Source organism: Pseudooceanicola batsensis HTCC2597, from assembly GCF_000152725.1.
GTDB classification, from domain to species: Bacteria; Pseudomonadota; Alphaproteobacteria; order Rhodobacterales; family Rhodobacteraceae; genus Pseudooceanicola; species Pseudooceanicola batsensis.
Genome location: NZ_CH724131.1, coordinates 1,077,325 through 1,100,201 on the forward strand (window position 1 = coordinate 1,077,325; position 22,877 = coordinate 1,100,201).

The 22,877-nt window shown below is 63.4% G+C and carries 28 protein-coding genes; 18 read left to right on the forward strand and 10 right to left on the reverse strand.

From position 1 onward, the window contains the following. Window positions 1-20: 20 nt before the first annotated feature. The 6 genes from OB2597_RS09185 to OB2597_RS09210 all read left to right on the forward strand — a co-directional run bounded on the left by OB2597_RS09185 (window position 21) and on the right by OB2597_RS09210 (window position 6,045). Window positions 21-2,126 (forward strand): tyrosine-type recombinase/integrase, encoded by a 2,106-nt coding sequence (locus OB2597_RS09185; RefSeq protein WP_084658686.1) that lies wholly within the window; start codon window positions 21-23, stop codon window positions 2,124-2,126. A 36-nt stretch (window positions 2,127-2,162) separates the two neighbouring features. Further along, complete coding sequence (locus OB2597_RS09190; protein ID WP_009805262.1) at window positions 2,163-3,482, forward strand: site-specific integrase; 1,320 nt, start codon at window positions 2,163-2,165, stop codon at window positions 3,480-3,482. Window positions 3,483-3,875: 393 nt separating this feature from the next. Further along, window positions 3,876-4,268, forward strand: a complete 393-nt coding sequence (locus OB2597_RS09195; RefSeq protein ID WP_009805263.1) for a hypothetical protein — start codon at window positions 3,876-3,878, stop codon at window positions 4,266-4,268. Continuing rightward, a complete protein-coding gene (locus OB2597_RS09200) occupies window positions 4,265-4,672 on the forward strand; it encodes a hypothetical protein (RefSeq protein WP_148234707.1) in 408 nt (135 codons plus the stop codon). Before OB2597_RS09195 ends, OB2597_RS09200 begins: the two co-directional genes overlap by 4 nt. A 357-nt stretch (window positions 4,673-5,029) precedes the next feature. Further along, window positions 5,030-5,575 (forward strand): RNA 2'-phosphotransferase, encoded by a 546-nt coding sequence (locus tag OB2597_RS09205; RefSeq protein ID WP_040609640.1) that lies wholly within the window; start codon window positions 5,030-5,032, stop codon window positions 5,573-5,575. Window positions 5,576-5,772: 197 nt separating this feature from the next. Continuing rightward, window positions 5,773-6,045, forward strand: coding sequence for a pyocin activator PrtN family protein (locus OB2597_RS09210; protein WP_009805266.1), 273 nt, complete (start codon window positions 5,773-5,775; stop codon window positions 6,043-6,045). A gap of 73 nt (window positions 6,046-6,118) precedes the next feature. On the opposite strand, the gene OB2597_RS09215 is transcribed toward OB2597_RS09210, so the two are convergent. Further along, complete coding sequence (locus tag OB2597_RS09215) at window positions 6,119-6,514, reverse strand: group III truncated hemoglobin (protein ID WP_009805267.1); 396 nt, start codon at window positions 6,512-6,514, stop codon at window positions 6,119-6,121. Between the two features lie 150 nt (window positions 6,515-6,664). Here OB2597_RS09215 and OB2597_RS09220 point away from each other — a divergent pair, with 150 nt between their 5' ends. The 3 genes from OB2597_RS09220 to copM are packed head-to-tail and all read left to right on the forward strand — an operon-like array spanning window position 6,665 to window position 8,890. After that, window positions 6,665-7,084, forward strand: coding sequence for an Rrf2 family transcriptional regulator (locus OB2597_RS09220; RefSeq protein ID WP_009805268.1), 420 nt, complete (start codon window positions 6,665-6,667; stop codon window positions 7,082-7,084). A gap of 12 nt (window positions 7,085-7,096) precedes the next feature. Further along, complete coding sequence (locus OB2597_RS09225) at window positions 7,097-7,396, forward strand: DUF6522 family protein (protein ID WP_009805269.1); 300 nt, start codon at window positions 7,097-7,099, stop codon at window positions 7,394-7,396. 33 nt (window positions 7,397-7,429) lie between these two features. After that, window positions 7,430-8,890 (forward strand): CopM family metallochaperone, encoded by a 1,461-nt coding sequence (gene copM, locus OB2597_RS09230; protein ID WP_009805270.1) that lies wholly within the window; start codon window positions 7,430-7,432, stop codon window positions 8,888-8,890. A gap of 365 nt (window positions 8,891-9,255) precedes the next feature. Here copM and OB2597_RS09235 read toward each other — a convergent pair whose 3' ends face one another. From OB2597_RS09235 to OB2597_RS09265, 7 genes are all read right to left on the reverse strand, one after another. Next, entirely contained in the window at window positions 9,256-9,723 is a 468-nt protein-coding gene (locus OB2597_RS09235) for a DUF411 domain-containing protein (protein ID WP_009805271.1), read from the reverse strand. A 13-nt stretch (window positions 9,724-9,736) separates the two neighbouring features. Then, window positions 9,737-12,025, reverse strand: a complete 2,289-nt coding sequence (locus OB2597_RS09240; protein WP_009805272.1) for a heavy metal translocating P-type ATPase — start codon at window positions 12,023-12,025, stop codon at window positions 9,737-9,739. Window positions 12,026-12,147: 122 nt separating this feature from the next. After that, window positions 12,148-12,759: an SCO family protein gene (locus tag OB2597_RS09245; RefSeq protein ID WP_009805273.1), complete on the reverse strand. Its 612-nt coding sequence runs from the start codon at window positions 12,757-12,759 to the stop codon at window positions 12,148-12,150. Further along, window positions 12,759-13,217, reverse strand: coding sequence for a copper chaperone PCu(A)C (locus OB2597_RS09250; RefSeq protein ID WP_009805274.1), 459 nt, complete (start codon window positions 13,215-13,217; stop codon window positions 12,759-12,761). The genes OB2597_RS09245 and OB2597_RS09250 overlap by 1 nt, the downstream gene beginning before the upstream one ends. Before the next feature lie 31 nt (window positions 13,218-13,248). Then, a complete protein-coding gene (locus OB2597_RS09255) occupies window positions 13,249-13,902 on the reverse strand; it encodes a DsbA family protein (RefSeq protein ID WP_009805275.1) in 654 nt (217 codons plus the stop codon). Next, window positions 13,899-14,321 (reverse strand): disulfide bond formation protein B, encoded by a 423-nt coding sequence (locus tag OB2597_RS09260; protein WP_009805276.1) that lies wholly within the window; start codon window positions 14,319-14,321, stop codon window positions 13,899-13,901. Before OB2597_RS09260 ends, OB2597_RS09255 begins: the two co-directional genes overlap by 4 nt. Beyond that, window positions 14,314-14,919, reverse strand: coding sequence for an SCO family protein (locus tag OB2597_RS09265; RefSeq protein WP_050759225.1), 606 nt, complete (start codon window positions 14,917-14,919; stop codon window positions 14,314-14,316). Before OB2597_RS09265 ends, OB2597_RS09260 begins: the two co-directional genes overlap by 8 nt. 168 nt (window positions 14,920-15,087) lie before the next feature. Here OB2597_RS09265 and OB2597_RS09270 point away from each other — a divergent pair, with 168 nt between their 5' ends. The 5 genes from OB2597_RS09270 (at window position 15,088) to OB2597_RS22645 (ending at window position 18,627) form a co-directional block, all read left to right on the forward strand. Beyond that, on the forward strand, window positions 15,088-15,516 hold the full coding sequence (locus OB2597_RS09270) for a MerR family transcriptional regulator (protein ID WP_009805278.1): 429 nt from the start codon (window positions 15,088-15,090) through the stop codon (window positions 15,514-15,516). Then, window positions 15,516-15,842, forward strand: a complete 327-nt coding sequence (locus OB2597_RS09275; RefSeq protein WP_009805279.1) for a YnfA family protein — start codon at window positions 15,516-15,518, stop codon at window positions 15,840-15,842. The genes OB2597_RS09270 and OB2597_RS09275 overlap by 1 nt, the downstream gene beginning before the upstream one ends. Window positions 15,843-15,909: 67 nt before the next feature. Beyond that, window positions 15,910-16,704, forward strand: coding sequence for a transglutaminase-like domain-containing protein (locus tag OB2597_RS09280; RefSeq protein WP_040609646.1), 795 nt, complete (start codon window positions 15,910-15,912; stop codon window positions 16,702-16,704). Next, window positions 16,705-17,352: a cation diffusion facilitator family transporter gene (locus tag OB2597_RS09285; protein ID WP_009805281.1), complete on the forward strand. Its 648-nt coding sequence runs from the start codon at window positions 16,705-16,707 to the stop codon at window positions 17,350-17,352. A 984-nt stretch (window positions 17,353-18,336) separates the two neighbouring features. Further along, window positions 18,337-18,627, forward strand: a complete 291-nt coding sequence (locus OB2597_RS22645) for a DUF1127 domain-containing protein (RefSeq protein WP_274377794.1) — start codon at window positions 18,337-18,339, stop codon at window positions 18,625-18,627. 157 nt (window positions 18,628-18,784) lie between these two features. Here the strand turns inward: OB2597_RS22645 and OB2597_RS09290 are convergent, their stop codons facing one another. Together OB2597_RS09290 and OB2597_RS09295 are read right to left on the reverse strand one after the other, a co-directional pair. Then, entirely contained in the window at window positions 18,785-19,318 is a 534-nt protein-coding gene (locus tag OB2597_RS09290) for a DUF488 domain-containing protein (RefSeq protein ID WP_009805283.1), read from the reverse strand. Continuing rightward, complete coding sequence (locus tag OB2597_RS09295) at window positions 19,315-19,527, reverse strand: hypervirulence associated TUDOR domain-containing protein (RefSeq protein WP_009805284.1); 213 nt, start codon at window positions 19,525-19,527, stop codon at window positions 19,315-19,317. Before OB2597_RS09295 ends, OB2597_RS09290 begins: the two co-directional genes overlap by 4 nt. Before the next feature lie 253 nt (window positions 19,528-19,780). Here OB2597_RS09295 and OB2597_RS09300 point away from each other — a divergent pair, with 253 nt between their 5' ends. The 4 genes from OB2597_RS09300 to OB2597_RS09315 all read left to right on the forward strand — a co-directional run bounded on the left by OB2597_RS09300 (window position 19,781) and on the right by OB2597_RS09315 (window position 22,671). After that, entirely contained in the window at window positions 19,781-20,248 is a 468-nt protein-coding gene (locus tag OB2597_RS09300) for a hypothetical protein (RefSeq protein WP_009805285.1), read from the forward strand. Window positions 20,249-20,332: 84 nt separating this feature from the next. After that, window positions 20,333-20,776: a nucleoside diphosphate kinase regulator gene (gene rnk / locus OB2597_RS09305; protein WP_009805286.1), complete on the forward strand. Its 444-nt coding sequence runs from the start codon at window positions 20,333-20,335 to the stop codon at window positions 20,774-20,776. Between the two features lie 439 nt (window positions 20,777-21,215). Continuing rightward, complete coding sequence (locus OB2597_RS09310; protein WP_238529710.1) at window positions 21,216-22,103, forward strand: mechanosensitive ion channel family protein; 888 nt, start codon at window positions 21,216-21,218, stop codon at window positions 22,101-22,103. Window positions 22,104-22,128: 25 nt separating this feature from the next. After that, entirely contained in the window at window positions 22,129-22,671 is a 543-nt protein-coding gene (locus tag OB2597_RS09315; RefSeq protein ID WP_009805288.1) for an AAA family ATPase, read from the forward strand. The last annotated feature ends 206 nt before the right edge of the window (window positions 22,672-22,877 follow it).

Here is a 22,877-nt window from a genome sequence, read left to right on the forward strand (position 1 = left end):
GCCAGATCAGGAGACAGACCATGACCCTCGTCGAAACCTTGAAGAACTACCTCGAAGCCAGCGGGGAATCGAAACGATCGCTGTCAGTCCGCTCCGGTCTCGGCGAGAGTGCAGTGAAAGACATTCTTCGCATCCCCGGCCTGAATCCTCGAGCTACGACGCTCGCGGCCCTATCGCGCACGACGGGAACTGATCTCTTCGCGTGCTTGGAGCACCCGCCCATCTACTACTCAGACCTTCTTGCCCGCTTCGACGCGGAGGGCGAGAAACGCAAGGCGGCCAGGGTGCGGTGGCTGACGCGCGTGACTGGTTGGGTTCCTGAAACAACTATCGTGTGTCGTCGCGAGGTCGTCGAATTCCTCCGAACCCATCATTCTGCGGAGTTCAATCTGACGAAAGGCAGCTACGCGACCTATTCGAGCGAGGCGATCGACATCGTCAGCCAGTTGGGAGTGCGCAACCGGAAGCGTGGTTCTCGTGATCTTACCGGGGAGCATGCGGACATCCTGATGGCGATCTCAGACGATGAGAGCGGTCTCCGAGAATGGCAGGTAGGTGTGGCTCGTCCTTTCCTGGTGTTCCTGCATGACCGGAAGATGCAGATCCGGGATGTCACGACGGATACGCTCGCAGCCTACTATTCAGAGCGGCTCGAGGTGTCGTCGAAGACAAAGGAAAAGTGCCGGCAACATGTCATCGAAGTCGCCAAGTTTCTGAAGGATGCCAGCGGGAACGCGGCCTTGCAGACTTACGGCTTTCGACCCGTGGAGCACCCCTTTGGCAAATACTCTGGTAAATATGGCGTTGCGGACGAAGTCGTCGCCGACCTGATGAAGGAATTTGATCGGGATGTGGCGCCGTGGGCCATGGGTGAGATGTCCCGGACAGGTCAGTCGCTTGCTGCGTTCATCGAGGACTTGGACAAACGCGAAGGATCGGTTTCCGAACGGAAGGCGCTGTTGCAGAAGCGGCGTGCGGAGAAAGCCGCGCGTCCTGGTCAGAAACCGGTCGAGGAGACACGGACGAATGACGATGTATTGGCAGCGAACGGATTCTTAACCGACAAGGAGAAGTGGTCGACGAAGACGCTGGAAAAACGTCGGGGCTACATCGTGTCGCTGGCGAAAGCGACCGTCGCGACCGTCGACATCGTGCCGGAATCCATGGAGGAACTGCTTGATCCGGACTTCCTGGAGACCGCCGTTGATGGCATCAGGGAGGCCAACGTGGGTGAATTTTCAAGCGGGTATCTGGGGGGCGTTCTGAAGTGCGCGCGAAAGATCGCCAAGGGTTTTCAGCGCCGGTCAAAAGATGACCTGGTGCGGATCGACAATTTGGTCAGAATACATGACCGCAAGCGCAGGGGCATCGCGCCGCGCAACAAGGCAAAGTTACGCGAATTCGACGAACAGCGAATCCAACGCACCATCGATCTGGGCGACGAGATCATCGCCGACGTGAACGCCGAGATCGATCGTCGGCGGGTGGCCCACCGCAAGAAGCACGGGGTGCTGCCCGCCCGCGTCGATGTCATCGATGCCGAACTGGGCAGGAAGGTCATGGCGGCGCTCGCGCATGAGATCCTGCTCCGGAACGCGCCTCGCAGCGACAACCTGATCAATGCCCGAATGGACTGGATCAGCTGGCAAGGCGAGCAGGCGCGCATCACCGTTCCCGCGGTGCACGTAAAAATGCGCGGCCCGGATGACGAAGACCTCACTCTGTTCCTCGATGGGAGGCAAAGCAAGCTCCTGAGGTCCTACCTCGAGACGGTGAGGGCAAAGTGCCTCGTCAGCGGCGATGATCGGAATCCCTACCTTTTCCCCGCACAAGTCCGGAAAGAGGAGGTCGGGCAGCCTTACAAGACCATTCTGAAGCGCGTCACCCGCGTGCTCAACGAGAAGGTTGGCACCAGGATCAATCCGCATCTCTATCGACATCTCATCGGGTGGATCTGGCTGAAACAGAGCATCGACAACTTGCCCAAGGTCAAGCGGATGCTGGGCCATACGCGCCTCCAGACGACGATAGACTACTATGCCGAGCTCGATCCAAGCCTCGTCTTCGACGCCTGGAACGAACATCTCAACAGCAAGTCCACTTCCGGTAAGGTCAGGGCCGCATAGGCGCCCTGACCGACGCGGCTCGACAGGAGAATAAGCATGAATCCCCATATCGACATGCTCGCCGACTTCCGGTCAGCCGGGCCCGCGCAAGCCGTTCCCGGCATGAGCGAGCTGTCCGAGCATCTGCACGGGCGGATGGCGGCGGTCGGTGAGGTCGCTTTCCAGGAGTTCGCATACCTGCAACATGTCGCCGCCGCCACGTGGGGACCGGAGCGGACAAGCCACTTCGCGGTTGTCTTGCGGCAAGCTCGTGTCGCGGCGAAAGCTCCCAAGGTCAGCCGATGGAAAATGGCCAGCACCGCGATCGAGCGCCTACCTCCGGAATGGCAGAGCTCGCTACGGGAAATTCTCGACCGATCCGAGGCAGGTAAGGTCACGTCCGGTCTCCCCATTCTGAGCTCAGACTATCTCGGGGCGGTCACGACCGCGCTTGGTCGCTATGTCGACTATGCGCGCAGTTGCGGCGCCGGCTTGATCCCATCGGGGTCGGACCTGCATTGCTACGCGCTATGGCTGACCAACCCGACCAACACCGACCACGGGGTCTCAGTCAGAACGGCGGCGGACTATCTCTCTCGGATCAAGGCGGGGCTGGCAATCATTGCGCCCTGGGCCGACTCGTCCGCGAGGGAGTTCGTGTGCCGCTACTGGCGCGAAAAAGGCCGCGCGGGCGGGTCTCCGACGAAGACCGGAGACCAACTTGTGGGCGCCGTCGCTATCTACGACCTGGGGTTTCGGCAGATCGAGGAAGCGCAGAGCAAATCCATCCGTGGCGTCCGAGCGGCGACGATCTTCCGCAATGGGTTGATCTTGGTCTTGGGCACCGCCTTGCCGCAGCGGGCACGCGCAATCTCGGCGCTCCAGGCGGGAACAACTCTTTGGTCCGAGCAGCCTGATCGCCTGCATGTCCGTATCCCTGCGCGGATGTTGAAGAGGCGTGAGGACCAAAAGGCCGGCGACCCCTTCGACATCGTGTGGCACAACGCACGCCTCGTGGCGGCGCTGGAGGAATACTACCGCTGCTACCGGCCGCTTTTCGATGACGGCTCTTGTCTCTTCCCTTCCGTTCATGCGCCGGGCCAGTCGATCAGTGAAAAGCGGATTGGGCGATTGTCGGCGGAGATCACCGAGAAGAAGCTTGGAGTTCGTATCCCGATCCATCGACTGCGGGACAATGTCGGCACCGATGCCGCGGAAAACCTGGTCGGAGGCCGTCTCGCGACGAAGGCGCTGCTCGACCACGCCGACATCGGCACCGGCGACCACTACGACCATTCGACCGCAGCAAAAGCGGCTGCCGAGTTCGGGCACTATATCGACAGTTGCCGCACCACGCCGACGGATCTCGCCCTATGATGCAGACCGAATTCAGTCCCCGCCCACCGCTGAGTGTCGCCGCAATTTCCGCTATTTCCGCATCGAGTTAAAAACGGGGTGTCATCATCCGCACGGGATGACGGCACCCCGTTTTCAACTTCTTCCGCCGACCGCTGCAACTTCCTCGAACCACCGTCCTTTTGGCACCGCATCATTAACTCGCTTCGCAGCGATCAAGCATCGACTTTCATCGAAAATGCGTTGGATTGTGGACCTGCTCGGTCCGCGCCCCTCTCATGAGGGCGCGGCCAAGCCGGCCACTATCAGAATGAGGAGAAGAAACAGAAGGAGAGTTCATCGCTATGCCGGACCGGAAGCGCGGTTCGGGCTTGACGGGTCATCTGGACCCGGAATCCTCGAAGGAGATTCAGTATGAACGACAACAGCAAAAGCATGCGCGCCACGCTTCGGGCCGCTGAACAACGCGGCGAGTTCGTTGCTTGGCTCCGAGCCGATTTTAATCGGCTCGTTGCGGCAGCCGACCTCCTCGGCGGAGAGCCTTGGACACGCCGTGCGGGCGTGGTGGCCGAGGCCATGGCAAGCGGAGCGTCGCCCGAGGTGGTGGAGGAGGAACTGATCGAACTGCACCGGCTTCTGACGTTGGAATTCGCGGATGACATCGAAAGCGACGAAGCCGCCCGCTTCGCCGCGGTGCATCCAGACGACCCAATTGCCGATGACGCGCGCGTTTGCGCCGAGGCTCTGGAGAGGGGCCTCCAGGCGTTGCGAGCGTTTCCTGCTCTGGCGGTAAAGGAGGCGGCATGATGGACAGAATCTCGGAGATCGTCGCCGACGCCCTCGGTCAATCCCGCCGCGTGCGCAAACGCCTCGACGTGAAGATCATACCGATCCTCGATCCGCGACATCGCACCTTCGCCGGTGACATCAGTCGCAGGATCGCCTCTCGCAACATTGTCAATGAAGCTTTCCTTCGCGACATCGAAACACTCATCCTTCGCGTGGGCGAGGAGGCGGAGAGGGAGACTTCCTACGCGTGGCACGGTCACGAGCATGATCCTGAGTGCGGTTACAAGGTGGCCGTCCGCAGCGAACGTGCAGGGGCGCTACAGCTTGCGCAGGATGAACTCGTCGAGCTGGCCACCCTCGTGCAGGCGGCACTCGACGCCGTCCAGGCCTGCGTCATCGCCAATCAGCTCTTCGACCTGTGACTCCGCGGCGCATCGCGAGATGCGCCGTCTTGACTGCACGTTACGGGCCACCGTCGGAAGCCGCTTACAGGAGAATTACAGTGAAACTGCAACTGGACCTGAGCGAGGTCCGCATCTCGCGCAATCTCGAGGCGCCGCGGCTGAGAGCCTGCTACGCGGGCGCACGGTTATCGACGACGCGGACCGAGAACTCTCTCCGTGAAGATGAGGTTACCGGAAATTACACTGCGACTTGGGTCGCGGTCGTCGGTGCCTGCAACAGGATGGCTAACAAAGTCCAATGCGCATGTCTTGCAGCAGCATGTATGGCCGGTCCGAAAAGTTGCGGCGTCGAACGGCCGCTACTGCGGGATTACCATGTCGCGTGAAGGCCGTTTTCTCAGCCGCGTTCTGCGTCATGAGCCGGAATTGCTTGGGCTAACACTGAAACCCGGTGGATGGGTCGAGGTTGACCTGCTGCTGCGCGCCCTGAGACGGGCTGGTCGGGGAATGTCGCGGGGGCATCTCGTCCGGCTTGTTGCGGATGATAACAAGAGGCGCTTTACCCTCTCCGAGGGAGGAGAGCGTATCCGAGCCGCCCAAGGGCACTCGCTCGCGGTCGACCTCACCCTCGCTCCCCAGAGCCCGCCGGCGGTGCTCTATCATGGCACAAACAGACAATCACTGGATTCGATCTTTCAGTCTGGATTGCTCTCGGGGCGACGCCAGTTCGTGCATCTCAGCGCCGATGTCGACACGGCACTCGACGTGGGCACGCGTCACGGCAAGCCAATCGTGCTCAGCGTGGAAGCGGGCGCGATGTCGCGGGGCGGGCATCAATTCTGGGTAGCCGACAACGGTGTCTGGCTTACCCGACAGGTCCCCGCGCAATTTCTCGCCTTCGCGCCAAGGCACGACCCGTAGCTCCGCCCGGACAAGCGCGCTTCAATACACACCAGAGCCCCGCCTAACATACTGCCATAGTTCAGTTTTTTGCGCGGCACAATGAGCCCCATGCGGGCGCAAAACGACCAAGCAAAAAAATTTCTCCCGCCTTACCTGAACCGCACCCACTCTTCTGGCAGCGGCCCATGACGGCGGCGAACAATTGGACAACTGACATGAACCTACTGCCATACACGCTGATGACCATCCTTGCCTTCAATGAAGGCGACCCTCTCGTCGATCTGGAGAGGATCGCCACTCACTACTTCGATACTTCGGTGGAGAAGTTCATGCGAAAGGTCAGAAAGGGTGACATACCCTTGCCAATCATGGAAATGGAGCCTGGAAATCGAAAATCCCGGAAAGGCGTATTGGTCACCGATCTCGCAAACTACCTCCACGACCGCGCTGAAGAAGCACGCAAGTTGGCAGTGAAGCGAGCGGCATGATCCGATCAACATCTGATCTCGAAATCGCGCCTGGAGATCGCGTGTCAGGCTCGCGCTGGCCAGCCTGACACCGTTAACCCAGGTTGGGCGCACATCCGGCCCGCTGCCGCGCATCTTGGCTGGCCATATGCAGCGATCGGGCGATCCGTTCCGCCCGCTCGATCACATGCACAGCGCCCTCCGGCGTGCAGACCTCGCCGGCCGTCTCCCGGAAAAGCTCGAGCCAACGCTCGAAGTGAGCCCAGATCACGGGCAAACCCTCGTGCTTCGGCACCGGCGCACCGTGATAGCGCCCGGTCATCAGAGCGACAGATGACCAGAAGTCGACCATCTTCTCGAGATGGGGTCGCCAGTCGGTAATCCGTTCCGCGAAGATCGGACCAAGCACCGGATCGAGGCGGATCTTGCCGTAGAAGCCATGCACCAGGTCGGTGAGCACAGCTTCGCTGAGACCGGTCCTCTCCATCATTTCCAAGGTCATGGCAGGACGTGTGGAGCGGATCGGCGGGATAGAGGCTTGCGTCTGAGACATGGCTGACCTGGCGTGAGCGATTGTTGCGGGAGCAGGATAGAATTTATAATAGGTATTGGAAATACTTATTCATAGCGGGGTCGCCAGATGCGCCTGACCAGTTTCACGGATTACGGGCTTCGGGCGCTCATGCGCATGGCCAGTGTCCCGGAGCGCGCCTTCTCGACGGCGGAGATCGCGGACGAGTTCGGTATCTCCCGCAATCACCTGAACAAGGTCGTTCAGCGCCTCGCTCGGCACGGCTTCGTCGCCACGCGCCGCGGCGCCGGCGGCGGTGCGATTCTTGCACTTCCCGCCAGCGAGATAGGACTTGGAGATCTCGTGCGGCTCCTCGAGCAGGATCAGGCACTCGTCGAGTGTTTCTCTCCGGACGGAGCCTGCTGCGTCACCCCGGTCTGTCGCCTGAAAGGCAAGCTCTACGCTGCGGAGGCGGCTTTCCTGGCTGAGCTTGACCGCTCGACGCTGGCCGACGTCGCCTTGCCGGCGCCTGCGCCAGCCGTGGCTTGAAAGGAGAGCGTCATGAGCAACGTGACTTTCAGCACCGATGGCTTTGTGGTCGACGCGGAGACAGTGAGTGCTGCTTTCAAACTTCCGCCTGCCGACGTCCCCGCAAAGCTCCGTGCCGGAGAGATCACCAGCCGGTGCGAGACCGGTATCGACGAGGACGCCGGCCGCTGGCGTCTGACCTTCTATTGCGGAGGCCGCGCGTTGCGTCTCGTCGTCGACCGGAGCGGCACGATCCTGTCGCGCGCGACCTTCCCTGCACACGCGCCGGCCGCAGGTCCGATCGACCTCGCGACCATGAGCGCGAAGATCTGATCACCAATCCCTCACAATAAAGGGGCATCCATCATGCTGTCCTCCCTCCCCCGCAAACCAGGCCTTGGCATCGCCCTCGCGCTCACCGGCGCGCTGGCGCCGGCTGCGGCCTCGGCCCATGTGAAGTGGTTCGCGCCCTACATCGTCGACGCGGCGCCGGCGCCAATCACCCGGACCCTGGCTGATCCCTGGTTCTGGACCGGAATCGTTCTGGTGCTGGTCTTCTTCATCGCCACGCGTCTCGTCGAGCGCACTGCCGCCGGAGAGACGGCGCTCGACGCGATGGATCGCGTCACGAACCCGCTCTGGTTTAGGCTCGATGACTTCGTCCGTATCGTGGTCGCGGGCTTCTTCGTCGCGATCTTCTCGGTTGGCGGCGTATACCTGACGCCCGACCTCAAGACCCCGGCCGAATGGGTGAGCTGGCTTCAGCTCCTGATCGCCGCCGGGATTGTCTCGCGCAAGACCATGCCGCTTTCGGCGGCCGGGATCATCTTCCTCTGGGTGCTCGCCCTGCGCGATTACGACCCGTTCCACCTGCTCGATTACCTGGCGCTCGGCGTCGCCGTGGCGGCCTACCTGGTCCTCGAGTCCTCAGAGCGGGAGGACTGGCGCAAGCACCGTTTCGAGGTGCTCCGCTGGGGTGTCGCGATCGCACTGATGTGGTCGAGCCTGGAGAAGTTCGCCTACCCCGAATGGTTCTACCCGCTGGTCGAGGAGAAGCCGTTCCTGACCTTCGGCATCCCGCGCGACATGTTCATCCCGATGGCAGGTGTCGCGGAGTTCACCATGGGCTTCGGCCTGCTTGCCACGCCACTGGTGCGGCGCCTATCCGCGATCGCGCTCTTCGTGATCTTCAATGCCGCAGTCTACCCCTTCGGTCGCGTCGACCTGATCGGCCACGCACTGATCATGGCGATCATTGTCGTGATCGCGGTCGACCATACCCGAGAACTGCATTTCTGGTCCTGGATCAGGCGCGCGCTTGTCGGTGTTCCGATCGGCTTGGCGGGCGCGCTGGTGATTTTCGCCACAGCCTACTGGGGCCTGCACGCGGCCTTCTACGGCACCGATACCCGGACGATGGCCGAGATAATGGCTGAGGAGGGCGAGATGGCGACGCACTCCTATTCGCTGGAGCATCCGCACGGGCCTCAGGCCATGGAGACCCTGCGCGAGGGCGATGAGCTCCCGCCGATCACGCCGGCCGAGCTTGGCGACACCTCCGTCGCCGACGCCTATGCGCAGTCGATGATGGGGATGCACGACGAGATGATGGCCGGCCTCCGGCACGAGGACCCCGACGTGGCCTTCGTGCTTGGAATGATCCCTCACCACCAGGGGGCCATCGACATGGCCCGCATCCAGCTCGCCGCCGGCACCGATGCCGAGAACATGGGCCTGGCCCGACACATTATCGCTGAACAGCAACAAGAGATCGACGCCATGCGCGCTTGGCTTGACGCGCGCGGGATCGAGATGCCCGGCGGCTGATTGCGTCTTTTCGGTGCCGCATCTCGATGCGGCACCGGATCACGTCTGCCGCAAAGGAGCCGGATTCCGCTATATGCTGCGGACGACCCAGTCACTTCTGGGAGATGTCCGCTATGAGCCGAGACTGAACGAAGCGCTCCAGCCCCAGTCTGCATGTGCAGCAACGTGATGTCCGGTGTGAGCGGCCCCAACCAGCCATTCTTCGGGGCTGGGCACGCTGCAATGCAGCTTCACCGAACCGGCCATTCGCTGTGCTCGCTAAAGGGGTGCGTTGTCGCGCTTCGGGAAAGCGGGTCTTTCCGGACCTCCGCTGCAACTGCAAGGTGTGGAATATGCGCAGCGACCTGACGGCGATCCTTGTGCCCTCAGGCAGCCTCGTAGCTTGAGAAGATCTCCGTGCTGCCATCCTTGCGGATCAGGAACACATCGTAGGCTTCGCGCTCATCCTCTGGACCCATGCCCGGCGACCCGTAAGGCATGCCGGGAACGGCGAGCCCGACGGCATCGGGGCGCTCGGAAAGCAGCCTATGAATGTCGGCCATCGGCACGTGTCCCTCGATCATGTAACCGCCGATCTCGCCGGTATGACAGGAGGTCATGCTCTGGGGGATGCCGTTCTCGAGCTTGTGCCGGATCAGGAGGGTGCCGAAGCTGCGCTCGGTGGTGACGGTAAAGCCGTCCTCCTTCAGGATCTCGATCCAGGCGGCGCAGCATCCACAGTTCTGATCTTTCAAGACGTGGATCGAGGGAGCATCCTGGGTCAGTCCGGCGGTCGGCGCCACCGCGGCAAAGCTTGCGGCGTAGGCTATCATGGCGCGGCGGGTAAGGATCATCGGTGTCTCCTTTTCAAGTCGTTGCGGATGTGTGATCGGGGCGGGCCTTCCCGGCGTTCCGACCGACGCGCCCCGTGGATTTAGGCGTGCCGGTGGGTTGGAAGAACAGCAGTCGGAGCGCGTTCATCGTCACAAGCACGGTGGCGCCGGTGTCGGCGAGGATAGCGATCCAGAGGCCGGTGATCCCGAGCACGGTAGTCACGAGGAATACCGCCTTGAGCCCGAGCGCGATCGCGATGTTCTGGCGGATGTTCGACATGGTTGCCCGGGCGAGCCGGACCTTGCCCGCCACGTCGGTCACGCGATTGCGCAGGATCGCCGCGTCGGCCGTCTCGAGCGCCACGTCGGTGCCCGAGCCCATGGCAACGCCGACATGCGCCGCCGCGAGCGCGGGCGCGTCGTTGATCCCGTCGCCGATCATCATCACACGGGCGTCCGTCGTCAGATCGCGGATCGCCGTCACCTTGTCTTCGGGCATGAGCTCCGAGCGATGCTCGATCCCGAGCCCCTCGGCGATGGCCTGGGCCGTGCGCGGGTTGTCCCCGGTCAGCATGACCGAAGAGATGCCGAGCCCGCGCAGTTGCGCGACGGCGTCCGCCGCATCGGCGCGCGGTTCGTCCCTGAGCGCGATGAGGCCCTGGGGCACGTCATCGCGCAACACGATGACCACCGTCTTGCCTTCGGCTTCCAGCGCCGCCACGCGGGTCCGCAGGTCGTCCGTGAGTGCGCCGCGCTCGTTTGCCAGCCGCGGGGAGCCCACGCTGACGGTTACGCCGTCGATCGACGCTTCCGCCCCCTTGCCGGGAAGCGCGCGACCTCCGGTCGCCGCCGCCGCGTCCACGCCCCGCCTTTCGGCCTCGGCGGAGATCGCCTGTCCGAGAGGGTGGCTCGCGCCGCTCTCGACCCCGGCGGCAAGCGCCATGAGATCGTCGTCGCTTCCACTCAACACCGAGACATCTGTCACGCGGGGCTTGCCATGCGTCAGCGTCCCCGTCTTGTCGAAGGCGACATGGGTCGTGCGGGCCGCCGCCTCGATCACAGCGCCGCCCTTCATCAACAGGCCGTTGCGGGCCCCGGTCGACAGCGCCGAAGTGATCGAGGCCGGCACCGAGATCACCAGCGCGCAGGGGCAGCCGATCAGCAGCAGCGCCAGCGCACGATAGACCCATTCGCCCCAGGCCAGGCCGAAGGCCAGCGGAGGGACCATGGCGACGAGAACAGCTGCCCCGACCACGGCGGGCATGTAGACCCGGCTGAACCGGTCGATGAAGCGCTCGGTCGGCGCGCGGGCGCTCTCGGCCTCCTCCACGAGCCGCACGATGCGGGCGATGGTGTTGTCCTCGGCCGCCTTCGTGACCCGCACGCGCAGAAGCGCCTCGGCGTTGATCGACCCGGCGAAAACCTCCGCGCCCGGCTCCTTGAGGCTCGGGACACTCTCGCCAGTCACCGGGCTCTCGTCGACACCCGACGTGCCATCAATCACCTCGCCGTCGCAGGGGACACGGTCGCCGGGACGGACCTGAACGACCTGGCCGACCTGGAGCTTCTCGGCCGAGACCTCACGTGTCTTCCCGCCCACTTCGAGCCGCGCCGTCTTCGGCACGAGCTTCGAGAGCGCCCGGATGCTGTCGCGTGCCTTGCCGGCCGAAACACCTTCGAGAAGCTCGCCCACGGCGAAGAGGAAGACGACCAGCGCCGCCTCTTCCGGCTCGCCGATCACCAGCGCGCCGCCGGCGGCGATGGTCATCAGCATCTCGATGGTGAAGGGCATGCCGGCCCGCGTCATGGCGAAGGCGCGCTGCGCCACCGGCACGATCCCGACGAGGGTTGCCAGGACGAACACCCAGTGGGCAATCTCTGCCGGGAAGATGAGGCGGGACGCCCAAGCCGCGGCAAGCAGTGCGCCGGTGCCGATCACGAGGCGGCCTTTGGAGGATTTCATCCACGATCTCGGCGCCTCTTCGGCCGGCTCGTCGTTTTCCTGCGGCTCGCTGTCGGTCGCCGATCTCTCCGCAGCATCTGGAAAGGCTCCGTTCGGCAGGACGAAGCCGCCCTTGGGCTTTTCCGGGCGCGCGCCTTTGGGCGCGATGCCAAAGCCGACGCCACGCACTGCCTTCTCGATGCGCTCGGGCGGTGTCTGGCTCTCGTCCAGCGTCAGGCGCAGCCGTTCGGCCATCAGCGCGACGTCGACATCCGCCACACCAGGCAGACGTTCGACCGCCCCGCGCACCTTCGCGGCGCAGGACCCGCAATCCATGCCCGTCACGCGCCACTCGCGTTGTCCTGCGCTCCCGTCGGCCATGATGGTTCTCCGTCGTGATTCCCGATCGGATGTGGATATACGACCTACAGCAACTGTAGGTTCAAGCCGAAATGAGGAATTCATCCGGCTCTGGCGTTGTCAGCGCTTCAGCTGGTCCCGTCTTACTGCGCGCCCATCGCCCGCCGGATCTTTGGGAGAGCAAACTCACGCGGCTCGTGATAGTCGATGATGCTCACGTGGCGCCCATCGGCATCGAACAGGAAAACACCCGATGTGTGGTTCATCGTGTAGCCGCCGCCCTCCATCGGCCTCTTCTCGTAGCGCACCCGGAAGTCGCTTGTCGCCTGATCGACCTGCGACGTCGTCCCCGTCCAGCCGCGGATCGCAGGATGAAAATAGCCGACATACTCGGCGAGCGCCTCGACCGTGTCGCGTTCCGGATCGACCGTGATGAGCACGACGTTCAGATCCGCCGCGTCCTCGCCGAGCCCATCGAACCAGATTGAGATGTCAGACAGCGTCGTCGGACAGACCTCCGGGCAGTAGGTGAACCCGAAGAAGACGAGCGAGGCGCGACCCAGGAGAGTCTGCGGGCCGACAGACTTCCCCTCGTGATCCGTCAGCCGGAAGGACATCTCGGTCAGTGGCAGGGGGCGTTTGCCGACCGGTGCATCCGCGCCGGGACCGTCCACCCGCCACCAGCCGATCCCGAGTGTCGTTGCGATCGCGCCAATCCCGGCCACGCCGTAGATCAGAAAGCTCCGCCTTTGCATCAGTCCGCCGGAACGCGCGCAGCGATGCCGAGGATCGGGACCTCGACGGAGATTTTCTCGCCATCAGAGAAATCTACGGTCAGGGAAAAGATCTCGCCTTCGACCATCGGGCGCTGAAGGTCCATGAGCATCAGGTGCAGCCCGCCAGGAGCGAGCGCCACGGCCTCGCCAGCCGGGATCTCAAGCTCCTCCATGTGCGTCATCCGGGAGACCCCGTGCTCATCCGTGGCGGTGGCGTGGATCATCGGCATCATCGCGAGATCGGTGCGCAGTCCAGTCACCACGACGGGCTCGCCCCCGTTGTTTTGCAGTGTCATGTAGGCCGCGCCGGGTCGGCTCGTCCCGATCGAGGCGCGTGACCAGGCGTCCCTGGCCACGACGTCTTCCCCGCCGGCGAGAACAGGGGGCGCCGCGGTCAGAAGCGCAAGGGCCAGGGCTGTCGTCGCAGAAAATCTCATGCGTAGTCTCCAGATGCTTTGAATCGTCCGTTCAGGTCCCCGCGCGGCGGACCTCTTCCGCGACGAGTGCGCGGAGTTCGGCCTCCCCGAAGGGTTCGAGCGGACGTTCGTTCACGAAGAAAGTGGGGGTTTGACGGACGCCGACCGCCTCGACGTCGCTGCGGTCCCGATTGAGGACGGCGACGATGTCGGGCGCACGGATCTGCGTCTCGGCCGCCGCGACGTCGAGCCCGGCCTCGCCGGCGATCGGCATGATCAGGTCGGGTCGCATTCCGCCATGGGATGCCCAGCGGGGCTGCTCGCGCATCAGCGCATCCATCACCGGCTCGAAGACGCCCTGCATCCGGGCGGCTTCCAGAACGCGGATCGCGACTTCGGAGATTTTGCCATGAAAGGGCGTGTAACGCACCACGACCCGCACGGCGTCGCCATGTTCTGCCATGATGTCTTTCACGATCGGGTGGAAGGCGCGGCAGGCTTCGCAGGCGGGGTCGAAGAACTCGACGATGGTCACGGGCGCCTCCTCGCGGCCCAGAACCGGAGACCACGGCCGCACCAGCGCCTCGGCCACCTCGGGCGGCACGGTTTCGGCCCCGGCATCCGAACGAGAGACGAACCATGCGGCACCCGCGAAGAGGACGAGCGCGAGCGCGAGAATGGACAGGATGATCGGTCTGCGAGTCATGCGGAAACACCCTTTTGCGAGAGGGCACAGAGCGCCGCGATGGCAAGGAAGGACAGAAGAGCCAGCGCCGGGAGCGGCACGCCGAGGATCAGCTGGTTGGCGTCGGTGCAGGAGGGGCCGCTGGCCGCGCAGGGCTGGATGCGCTCCGGGATCAGCCCGGCATAGAGTGCGACGTGCCAGAGCGCGATCGCGGCGCCGGCCAGCGCGAGCACAGCGCCGTAGCGGCCGGCGCCAAGGTCGCGCCACCAGAGCCCGAGCCCGAGCAGGACGGCCAGCGGAAACATGAAGGCGCGCTGGAACCAGCAGAGCGAACAGGGTGTCTGGCCCAAAACCTCGCCGATGAACAGCACTGCAAGCGAGGCTCCGAGCGCCACGAGCCATGCCAAGAACAGGGCCGTCTCACCGCGCAAGCTATCCATGCGCGTCGATCCGCGCGCGGAGGTCTGCGGTTATCTCTGGGGCGGGTGTTCCGTAACCGTAGAGCCGCACGAAGCCGCCATCCGGGTCGAAGAGGAACACCTGGCTCGTATGGCCCATCGTGTATCCGTCGGGCGCCGTGTCCTCCGGGACGCGCTCGTAGAAGATCTTGAAGGACGCGGCGGCGTCCTTGATCTGCTCGGGCGTGCCGGCAAGGCCCAGGATCGACGGATGGAACTGCGGCACGTATTCGGCCAGGTCCCCCGGGCGGTCGCGGTCACTGTCGACCGAGATGAAGAGCGGCTGAACCGCTTCGGCTTTCGGACCGAGATCATCCAGAGTCTGCGCGATCTCCGCCAGCGTTGTCGGGCAGACGTCGGGGCAGTTCGTGAAGCCGAAGAAGACAAGCGTCCACTTGCCCTTGAAATCATCCTCCGTGCGCATGACACCGTCGTGGCCCGTCAGCTCGAAATCAGCTTTCACCGACGGGGCGGCGCTTGCCGTGCCGTTCGGCGCGCGTGATCCGTAGGCCGCAAGTCCCGCCGCGGCGAGCGCGGCGACAGCCACTGCCGCCCATAAACCCTTCTGAAGTCTCGTCATCCGCCCGGAATACCTCGCAGTTCTTCGGTCTGGCGGCTGCATACAAGCTACAGTGGGTAGAGGTTCAAGAACTTTCCCGGTTGGAATGTCGATCCTTACGGGTTCGTGAAGCTCTTGTCTGATCTGGGCAATAAACCTACACAGACTGTAGCAATCAGGAGGCTTCCCATGCTGCCGATCGGCACGCTCGCCAAGCGCACCGGCACCAAGGTGCAGACCATCCGCTATTACGAACAGATCGGGCTTCTGCCCGAGCCGGGACGGACCGAAGGCGGGCAGCGCCGCTATGGCGACAAGGATCTCGACCGGCTCGCCTTCATCCGCCATTCCCGGCAACTTGGCTTCTCGCTGGAGGCGATCCGGGAACTGCTTGAACTCTCCGACAGCCCGGAACGGTCCTGTGCGCAGGTTGATGCGGTCGCCCACAGACAGCTTCGCGAGGTCGAGGCGCGCATCGACCGGCTCGAAGCGCTCCGGAGCGAACTGCGACGGATGATCAGCGAGTGCAGTGCCGACAGGGTTGCCGATTGCCGCATCCTCGAGGTGCTGCGCGACCACGAAGAATGCCTCGCCGATCACCACGCGACCGGCGCTTGATGTCGGCCGCCTTCGTCTATCCTCTCGCCGCGCTGGCCGAAATCGCTGGATGTTTCGCCATCTGGGCCTGGTGGCGGAACGGCGCCTCAGCGCTTTGGCTCATGCCGGGCGTAGCGAGCCTCGCAATCTTCGGCTGGCTGCTTGCACAAGTCGAGACGGGCTTCGCGGGGCGCGCCTTCGCCGCCTATGGCGGGGTCTACATCGCCGCCTCGCTGCTCTGGATGTGGACCGCCGAGGGGCAGAGGCCGGATGGGTGGGACATAGCCGGGGCTACCCTCTGCCTCATCGGCGCCCTCGTCATCCTTGCGGCGCCGCGAGCCGCGTAAAAAGGACTTGAAGCTACAGTCGCTGTAGCAATCACCATGATCATGATCCGATTCGATGGAGCCGATCATGATCGACGAGACCCGCTTGCTTGACGCCACCCCGCTGCTCGACTTCCGCTCGGAGGGCATAGCGCGCCTGATCGAGGACCGGGGGTGGCTCCGGCTTCCCGAGCATGACCGCATCGGGGCCACCTACGACTTCGTCCGGGACGAGATCCTCTTCGGTTACAACCGCGCCGACGACATCCCCGCCTCCGAGGTGTTGGCGGACGGCTACGGCCAGTGCAACACGAAGGGCACGCTCCTGATGGCGCTGCTGCGCGCGCTCGGCGTGCCCTGCCGCCTTCATGGTTTCACCATTCACAAAGCACTCCAGCGCGGCGTGGTCCCCGAAGCCGTCTATCCGATCGCGCCGGACGAGATCCTGCATTCCTGGGTCGAGGTCCAGACGGATGGGCGGTGGGTCGAGCTTGAGGGTTTCATCCTCGACAAGGCCTTCCTCGGTTCTCTTCAACAGGCGTTCGCGGGCACGGAGAGCTTCTGCGGATACGGCGTCGGAACCGACTGCCTGAGCGCGCCGCCGGTCGAATGGGCCGGGCGGGACACCTACATCCAGAAGACCGGCATCGCCCGCGATTTCGGAACATACGATACGCCGGACCTGTTCTACATCGAGCATCGCCAGCAATTCGGCCCGCTTCGAGATCTGATCTACCGCGGCATCGTCCGGCACTGGATGAATGCCCGGGTGCGGGCGATCCGCTCCGGCCAGGTTCCGCGCATCCCCAGGCTCAAACGACTCGGGCCACTCGGCAAGGAGGTCGCGGATACAGTAAATCGGCGTGCTCCGAAGGAGGCCTGATTGGATAACCGGAAACAATGGCTGCGACACGGGCGATACGTCGAAATCGCCAGCCTGGTCTACAATGCCATCGAGGTTGCCATCTCGCTGACTGCGGGTTTCCTTTCAGGCAGTGCGGCGCTGATCAGTTGGGGACTCGACAGCACCGTGGAAGGAGCGTCCGCGGGAACAATGATCTGGCGACTGCACGGAGAGGAGGCGGAGATCAGCCGTAGAGACCTCGTGCGGCGGAAGAAAATCGCTCTTTCCGTGGTGGCGGCGGCCTTCTGGATCGTGGTGGCGTTCATTCTCTACGAGGCGATCGGCAAGTTCATCTCACAGCAGGCTCCGGCGTTTTCGTGGCTCGGCATCGGAATCCTAATCGTGGCTTTGTTGGTTAATCCGTTCCTGGCGTGGGGCAAATACCGCTACGGCAGTAAGCTGGACGCGCCGTCGCTCAAGTATGACGCAAAGGACACCCTGATCTGCCAGTATCAAACAATCGTGGTGTTGGCGGGCCTGATCCTTACCGAGACTATGGGGTGGTGGTGGGCCGATCCCGTCGCGGCTCTGGCCATCGTGCCCTACGTCGCATGGGAAGGCATTGAGGCGACCCGCGATGCGTGGCGCGTGGACCGGGACGAAGTCGACGGAGAAGCGCAGGCTTGATGGGCACCCGGGACATATACAGGAGCAGCCCGGGAGGTGTAGCATGACCTTAGAAAAATTTTCTTCAGAACTCGAGCTCAGCCGCGCATAATCGATGCCCTCCATGGACACCCCGGCTACACCGCCGGCGCGGTGCCAAATTCCACCACGTGCTCGGACACTGCCCGAATATGCACGAACTGACCGCAAGAAATGCACTGCGTTAGTGGGCCCCCACAAATTCGGAACGACTTTTCAGGAGTGCCGAACAAGTCCTATTTGAGAGAGACCCGAATGTCTGCTTCCATTTGACCGGCGTGCTTGCCTCGCTTTTGCAGAAAATGTCCGCATCCCGCCCTTCGTGCCGATCATGTGTATGCCGGACTGGTTTACTGGCTGAACGTCCGCTTCGTGCTTACCACCGGAGCGCCTGTGCGCACGTAGCGAATGGCCGGAGTCCGCCCTACCTCACGGTGAACTTCGCGGCCGCGGCACAAACTGAGCATGCGCGGCGAACGGGAGTAAGGTCCGCATACCCGGCATCCGACGCGACCGCGCGCTCGCAGATTTCTGCGAAGCAGCGCGTTTGCTAAAAGCCCCTTTGCAGTTGGGACTTGGCGCTGGCCATACGAGACGTCTGGTAAGGGGCTTGCTCGGCGTCGTCCGCCCTCATGGCACCAACGGACGGTGCCAGAAGATCGCGGGCCGCGTCGCGCCCTTGATAAGCACGCGCGGAGCGCCGATATTCCGAGTATGACCAAGTTCAGGCTTCATACGAGGTTCCTGCTTTACGCAGGAAGCACACTGAACCGCCGGTAGCCCCGGGCGGGATCAGGCCGCTTGCCTGTCCGCGCCTCGGGGTTTCCTCGATCTCATACAGATCAGTCGAAGCGACGAACGCGCCATCGTGAGCGGTCGATCCTGTCAGTTCGCAGACGGGTCGACGGCAGTGGTGCGGAAGTCTCGGTTCAATTCCTCGCCATGGAGCACGTCATGCACCTTAACATGTTCAAGCCAACCCCTCCTCATCTCCCAGCTAACCGAATACCTGGTCAGCACAATCGCAAGTCGGGGGCTTTTTGGGAATGGTTCCGGACCGCATTCCGCAATCGGGAGCGCCGGAAGATGATCCAAACCCTACAAGGAATGGACGATCGCCTGCTACGCGACATCGGGATCGAGCGCAGCGATATCCCGCGCGTCGTGGATGTTTTTACGGATCGCGAATGGGCCGTGCGTCCGGTCTCCCCGGACGTAGAGCAGAGCTACAGGCTGCGTTGCGACCGCGCGGCATAGCTCCACATTCTCGCATAGGCAATCGCACCATTGCATCGCAATGGTGCGCATCCTTCCCAAACGGTCCGAGGTGGAGAGAAAGATGTGATGTCCCAGATGTTGAAAGCGGATTCTCGTGGCGGCGTTTTCGATCTCTGGTTCGGAAACCGCTCCGGCTTCAATCCGGACGATAGATTACCGTCCCGTCGTTGCGCAGTCGCGCTCCTTCCGACGGCCGGGCCGCGTCGATCCGACCGGGAGCCATCAGATGCTGGACCTTGTGTCCGTGAAGCAGCAGGTAGTCTGTGATGATCCGACGGTGGCAACGCCACCAGACGGCCTCCGAGCACATCATCGCAAGGGACTGGTCGCGGCCGAGCTGCTCGAGATCGGCCAACGCTTGCTGGAAATCGTCGCTGAGGGCGTAGTCCGCGTAATTGTGGAAGCTCCGCACGCGCCAGAAAGCGTTCAGGTCGTCGTCAACACCGGGTTGCTTCGGGCGACGACCGCCGAGGGCCAGCATGTGACGGTAGCCGATCTGATGATCGGCCAATTTCTGAGGAAAGCTGTCATCATTGAAATCCGGATTGGTCCGCGACTTCGGGAATGAGCGCACATCGATCAGGAGCCGGACCCCGGCCTCGCGCAGCATGTCGATGACCGTCTGCGGCGACCGGTTGGAATGTCCGATGGTCGCGAACCCCCCACTCACGAGTCGAGCTTGGTCAGCGCGTCCTCCTTATGCGCCGCGATATGGTCGGTCTTGTCGCTCTCGATCTCGTATTGCGGCTCCTCCTTCGACGCGCGCCGACGATGGCCCTTGTAGTCGAAATCCGCCTCGTGGACCTTCACGATGTGGCCGCTCACGCGGCCCGCCTCGGAACTCCAGCTTACATGGTCGCCTTTAGAAAATTTCGCCATCGGTCACCTCCTTGACCTGCTCAACAGCTGTGCCTCTTGATCCGTTCCAGATCGGGTCCGATGCCCGCGATTGACAGCCTGTCCCCAATGGCTAAGCTCTCCTCATGGTCACGCACGAGAACCTTTTCCGGTTTCTGCTTCTGAACCGCCCGGGTCCCCGGGCGGTCTGCGCATAAGCGCGCCTTCGACCACCCGGGGCTTTCTCAAATCCTTGAATTGAGAACGCGGGCTTCGCCGCCCCGGGAGACACGTCATGACCATCACCAGGATCACCCATCTGCCTGCGGGCAGTGACTTTCGATCACTCTTCGAGCGCTCCGCTGTCGAGACAGGCTTTCTCCTCACCGTTGAGGATCGGCTTGGCATCGAGCGCCTGCTCCGCCACCGCGGAACCAAGAATGCGCCCAATCCACCGCTCTTGAACGGGCTTCTGCGCCACAAGCTACGGATCTCGCGCGGAGCTCCGGAGCCGGCTCCGCCCGAGCTCGTCGTGGCCGGATGCCACGTCACCTACATGATCAGCGGTGAGGGAGCGCGCACAGGAGCGCTTTCCATGAGCCCGGTGCCGATCCCGGGTCACGTTCTCGTCGCATCCTTGCTTGGGGCGACCCTGATCGGGATGCGAAAACTACAGAAGGTGCCGCTCCTGCGGGACGACGGTCAGATCGAGACGGTCGTCGTGCTGGATGTGCATCCGTCTCCGGACCATGCCGCGGCCTGATGCTTTGATCCGTCCCGTGGCGGGTCAGGGACTATCGCCACCCATAATTCACTCACACCACCAGTAGTTGGAAAGGAAACTACGATGAACAAACAACGCTCCACCTCTCGCGGCACCGGCCTGCGGCCCAAGGTCGTCATAGGTGCTGACTGCCTGAGAAGGCTCGAGGCACTTGCAGAGGGCGCGATCCAGCGCAATCCGGACCTTGCCGACCGGCTGCTCGGCGAAATCGGGCGGGCCCGTATCGTTCCGGCGGCGAAACTCCCGCAGAACGTTGTGGCCATCGGTCGCGCGGTCACCTATCGCGACGAAACGACCGGTCAGGAAAAGAGGGTAACGCCAGTGTTTCCCGAGGACGCCGACATCGCACGCGGCCGGATCTCGATCCTGACACCGATCGGGGTTGCCCTGATCGGACTGGCAGAGGGCGCATCGCTCCACTGGGACACCAGGGACGGAGAGCGGCGGGTTCTGACCGTGCTTCACGTTGCGTCCCGGGATGTCCCCGAAGGCCTGGAGGCACAATGAACCGACATTCCCGGGGCCCTGCCGAAGCCCATGTTCTGCCCGGAAGGAGCCGCTCGATGCGCTGACGAAGCCACGACGCTCCTTCCGGGATTTCGGCAATCGCCGCTTCGGCGCCTTCCCTTCCCGTTGAAAGAGGGTCTCATGAATCGTCACCTTCCGCTTACCTGCCCGTCCTGCAAGACATCGCTTCCCCGCGCAGCCGCTCATCGCTGCCCCACCTGTCGGCACATTCTCGGCGACACCATTCCAATCATTCGGCTTTCCTGTCGTCGCTGCGGCTCCGCTGTCGAGCGACACGCCGGCGCCACCGTGACCTGCCTCCGGTGCCGGTTTCATCGGCCATCACAGCTCGCGCGACAGGGCTGCTGACATGAACCTGGTCTCTTATCTCCGACGGCTGATCTGGCCTTCGATCCTGCTTCTTGTCGCCGTCGGCCTGTTGATCCTTGACCGGGAGGTCGAGCAGCGGGTCGGGCTGTCTGTCCGCTTGGCAGGCGGCGTTGTCGGTTGCCTCGCCGCGGCCTGGCTGGGAAGCCGGCTGTTCGGCCTGTTCGCCGATCGCCGGAGGCGCCACAAGCGCCCTTACCCGCGTCTGTTCCGGGATCTCGTGGCCGTTCTGCTGTTCTTCGCCGCGGTCGTTGCCTCGGCCGCACTTCTGCTTGGCCAGGGTCTTCTTGGCGCGCTGGCGGGCTCGAGCCTGATACTCGCGATGCTGGGATTCGCGATCCGGAACGTCGTAGCCGACACTTTGTCCGGCATCGCACTCGGCATTGAGGCGCCCTACCGGATTGGGGACTGGGTGGAAATCGAACAGGTCGCGCGCGGCCGGGTCATCGAGATCGGCTGGCGCACGACGCGGGTGCTGACGCAGGACTCGACCTACATGATTCTGCCGAACAGCCAGATCGCCCGCAGACGCATCACCAACTATTCCGCGCCGAAACCGCAGTATCGTGCGCAGTTGTCGCTGAAGCTAACGCGTGAACTTCCGGTGGATACCGCGAAGGCGCTGATCCTGAAGGCCTTGCGCCAAGCACGTGTGATCCAGGCCGACCCGCCCCCGGATGTGCGGGTGCAGGAGTTGGGAAGCGACAGTAACTCCTATGCTGTCCGCTTCTGGCTGTCCCGTTTCGAGCGGGACGTCGACTGCCGCGACGAGGTTCTGTCCCTGATCGACCACGCGATGCGGCAGGCGAAGATCCCTACCCCGCGCATGCAGATCGAGTTGAACCGGCCACGTAGCGCGGAAATCGACCCTCTGGCGCATGACGCGGAGGTTGCGCGGGTCTTCGCAGAGCCGTCCGAACGAAAACGTCTCGAGGCGTGACGAGGAACATGATGAAGGAGCCCCGATGCGGAACCGCATTGCCAGTCGCCACGTCGTGATCTCCGGCTGCTCGGGTGGCGGGAAGTCGACGCTGCTGGTTGAACTGAGACGGCGCGGTTTCGAGACCGTCGAGGAGCCCGGCAGGAGGATCGTCGAGGAGGAACTGCGCGGGGACGGCAGGGCGCTTCCCTGGATCGATCTCGAAGTGTTCGCGAGGCGGGCCATCAAGGTGGCGGCCGCCGACCGAGCACGAATGAGGCGAACGGAAGGATGGGTCTTCTTCGATCGCGGCCTTCTCGATGCAGCCGTCGCACTGGAGCATGCATCCGGCGTGCCAGTGTCCGAGACCCTGTCCGGACATGACCGCTTCCATCGCCAGGTGTTCCTGACCCCGCTCTGGCCGGAGATCTACCACAGGGACAGTGAACGCCAGCAGGATCTGAGGGAAGGCGCCGCCGAGTATCATCGCCTGGTCCTGGCTTTCGACCGGCTCGGATATGAGCCGGTCATCTTGCCTAAGCTCAATACGACAGCGCGAGCCGACTTCGTTCTGAACACGCTTGCCTGACAGAGGATCAAGCAGGGCCCAACGGGGGCGAAGAACAATTCTCTCTTCCGGATTTGACCCGCCCTTCCGAGACGACTACATGCAGATTGGAAGGCAGCATGCGATGGCGTCGCGGTTCCGCTGCCGCAACTCCGATACCCGCAATCTATGTCCCGAACGCCCGGACTTCCCCGCACAGCTCATGCGGGTTCTGAAGTAACGAGGTG

Excerpts from the sequence above, each read along its gene's own strand:
- OB2597_RS09215 (WP_009805267.1), bottom strand. The coding sequence starts at position 6,514 with ATGATGGAGAGGACCGGTCTCAGCGAAGCTGTGCTCACCGACCTGGTG.
- OB2597_RS09245 (WP_009805273.1), bottom strand. The coding sequence starts at position 12,759 with ATGCAAAGGCGGAGCTTTCTGATCTACGGCGTGGCCGGGATTGGCGCG.
- OB2597_RS09240 (WP_009805272.1), bottom strand. The coding sequence starts at position 12,025 with ATGGCCGACGGGAGCGCAGGACAACGCGAGTGGCGCGTGACGGGCATG.
- OB2597_RS09265 (WP_050759225.1), bottom strand. The coding sequence starts at position 14,919 with ATGACGAGACTTCAGAAGGGTTTATGGGCGGCAGTGGCTGTCGCCGCG.
- copM (WP_009805270.1), top strand. The coding sequence starts at position 7,430 with ATGCTGTCCTCCCTCCCCCGCAAACCAGGCCTTGGCATCGCCCTCGCG.
- OB2597_RS09295 (WP_009805284.1), bottom strand. The coding sequence starts at position 19,527 with ATGGCGAAATTTTCTAAAGGCGACCATGTAAGCTGGAGTTCCGAGGCG.
- OB2597_RS09200 (WP_148234707.1), top strand. The coding sequence starts at position 4,265 with ATGATGGACAGAATCTCGGAGATCGTCGCCGACGCCCTCGGTCAATCC.
- OB2597_RS09220 (WP_009805268.1), top strand. The coding sequence starts at position 6,665 with ATGCGCCTGACCAGTTTCACGGATTACGGGCTTCGGGCGCTCATGCGC.
- OB2597_RS09260 (WP_009805276.1), bottom strand. The coding sequence starts at position 14,321 with ATGGATAGCTTGCGCGGTGAGACGGCCCTGTTCTTGGCATGGCTCGTG.
- rnk (WP_009805286.1), top strand. The coding sequence starts at position 20,333 with ATGAACAAACAACGCTCCACCTCTCGCGGCACCGGCCTGCGGCCCAAG.
- OB2597_RS09235 (WP_009805271.1), bottom strand. The coding sequence starts at position 9,723 with ATGATCCTTACCCGCCGCGCCATGATAGCCTACGCCGCAAGCTTTGCC.
- OB2597_RS09280 (WP_040609646.1), top strand. The coding sequence starts at position 15,910 with ATGATCGACGAGACCCGCTTGCTTGACGCCACCCCGCTGCTCGACTTC.
- OB2597_RS09190 (WP_009805262.1), top strand. The coding sequence starts at position 2,163 with ATGAATCCCCATATCGACATGCTCGCCGACTTCCGGTCAGCCGGGCCC.
- OB2597_RS22645 (WP_274377794.1), top strand. The coding sequence starts at position 18,337 with ATGTTCAAGCCAACCCCTCCTCATCTCCCAGCTAACCGAATACCTGGT.
- OB2597_RS09185 (WP_084658686.1), top strand. The coding sequence starts at position 21 with ATGACCCTCGTCGAAACCTTGAAGAACTACCTCGAAGCCAGCGGGGAA.
- OB2597_RS09300 (WP_009805285.1), top strand. The coding sequence starts at position 19,781 with ATGACCATCACCAGGATCACCCATCTGCCTGCGGGCAGTGACTTTCGA.
- OB2597_RS09205 (WP_040609640.1), top strand. The coding sequence starts at position 5,030 with ATGTCGCGTGAAGGCCGTTTTCTCAGCCGCGTTCTGCGTCATGAGCCG.
- OB2597_RS09250 (WP_009805274.1), bottom strand. The coding sequence starts at position 13,217 with ATGAGATTTTCTGCGACGACAGCCCTGGCCCTTGCGCTTCTGACCGCG.
- OB2597_RS09270 (WP_009805278.1), top strand. The coding sequence starts at position 15,088 with ATGCTGCCGATCGGCACGCTCGCCAAGCGCACCGGCACCAAGGTGCAG.
- OB2597_RS09315 (WP_009805288.1), top strand. The coding sequence starts at position 22,129 with ATGCGGAACCGCATTGCCAGTCGCCACGTCGTGATCTCCGGCTGCTCG.
- OB2597_RS09225 (WP_009805269.1), top strand. The coding sequence starts at position 7,097 with ATGAGCAACGTGACTTTCAGCACCGATGGCTTTGTGGTCGACGCGGAG.
- OB2597_RS09255 (WP_009805275.1), bottom strand. The coding sequence starts at position 13,902 with ATGACTCGCAGACCGATCATCCTGTCCATTCTCGCGCTCGCGCTCGTC.
- OB2597_RS09210 (WP_009805266.1), top strand. The coding sequence starts at position 5,773 with ATGAACCTACTGCCATACACGCTGATGACCATCCTTGCCTTCAATGAA.
- OB2597_RS09195 (WP_009805263.1), top strand. The coding sequence starts at position 3,876 with ATGAACGACAACAGCAAAAGCATGCGCGCCACGCTTCGGGCCGCTGAA.
- OB2597_RS09275 (WP_009805279.1), top strand. The coding sequence starts at position 15,516 with ATGTCGGCCGCCTTCGTCTATCCTCTCGCCGCGCTGGCCGAAATCGCT.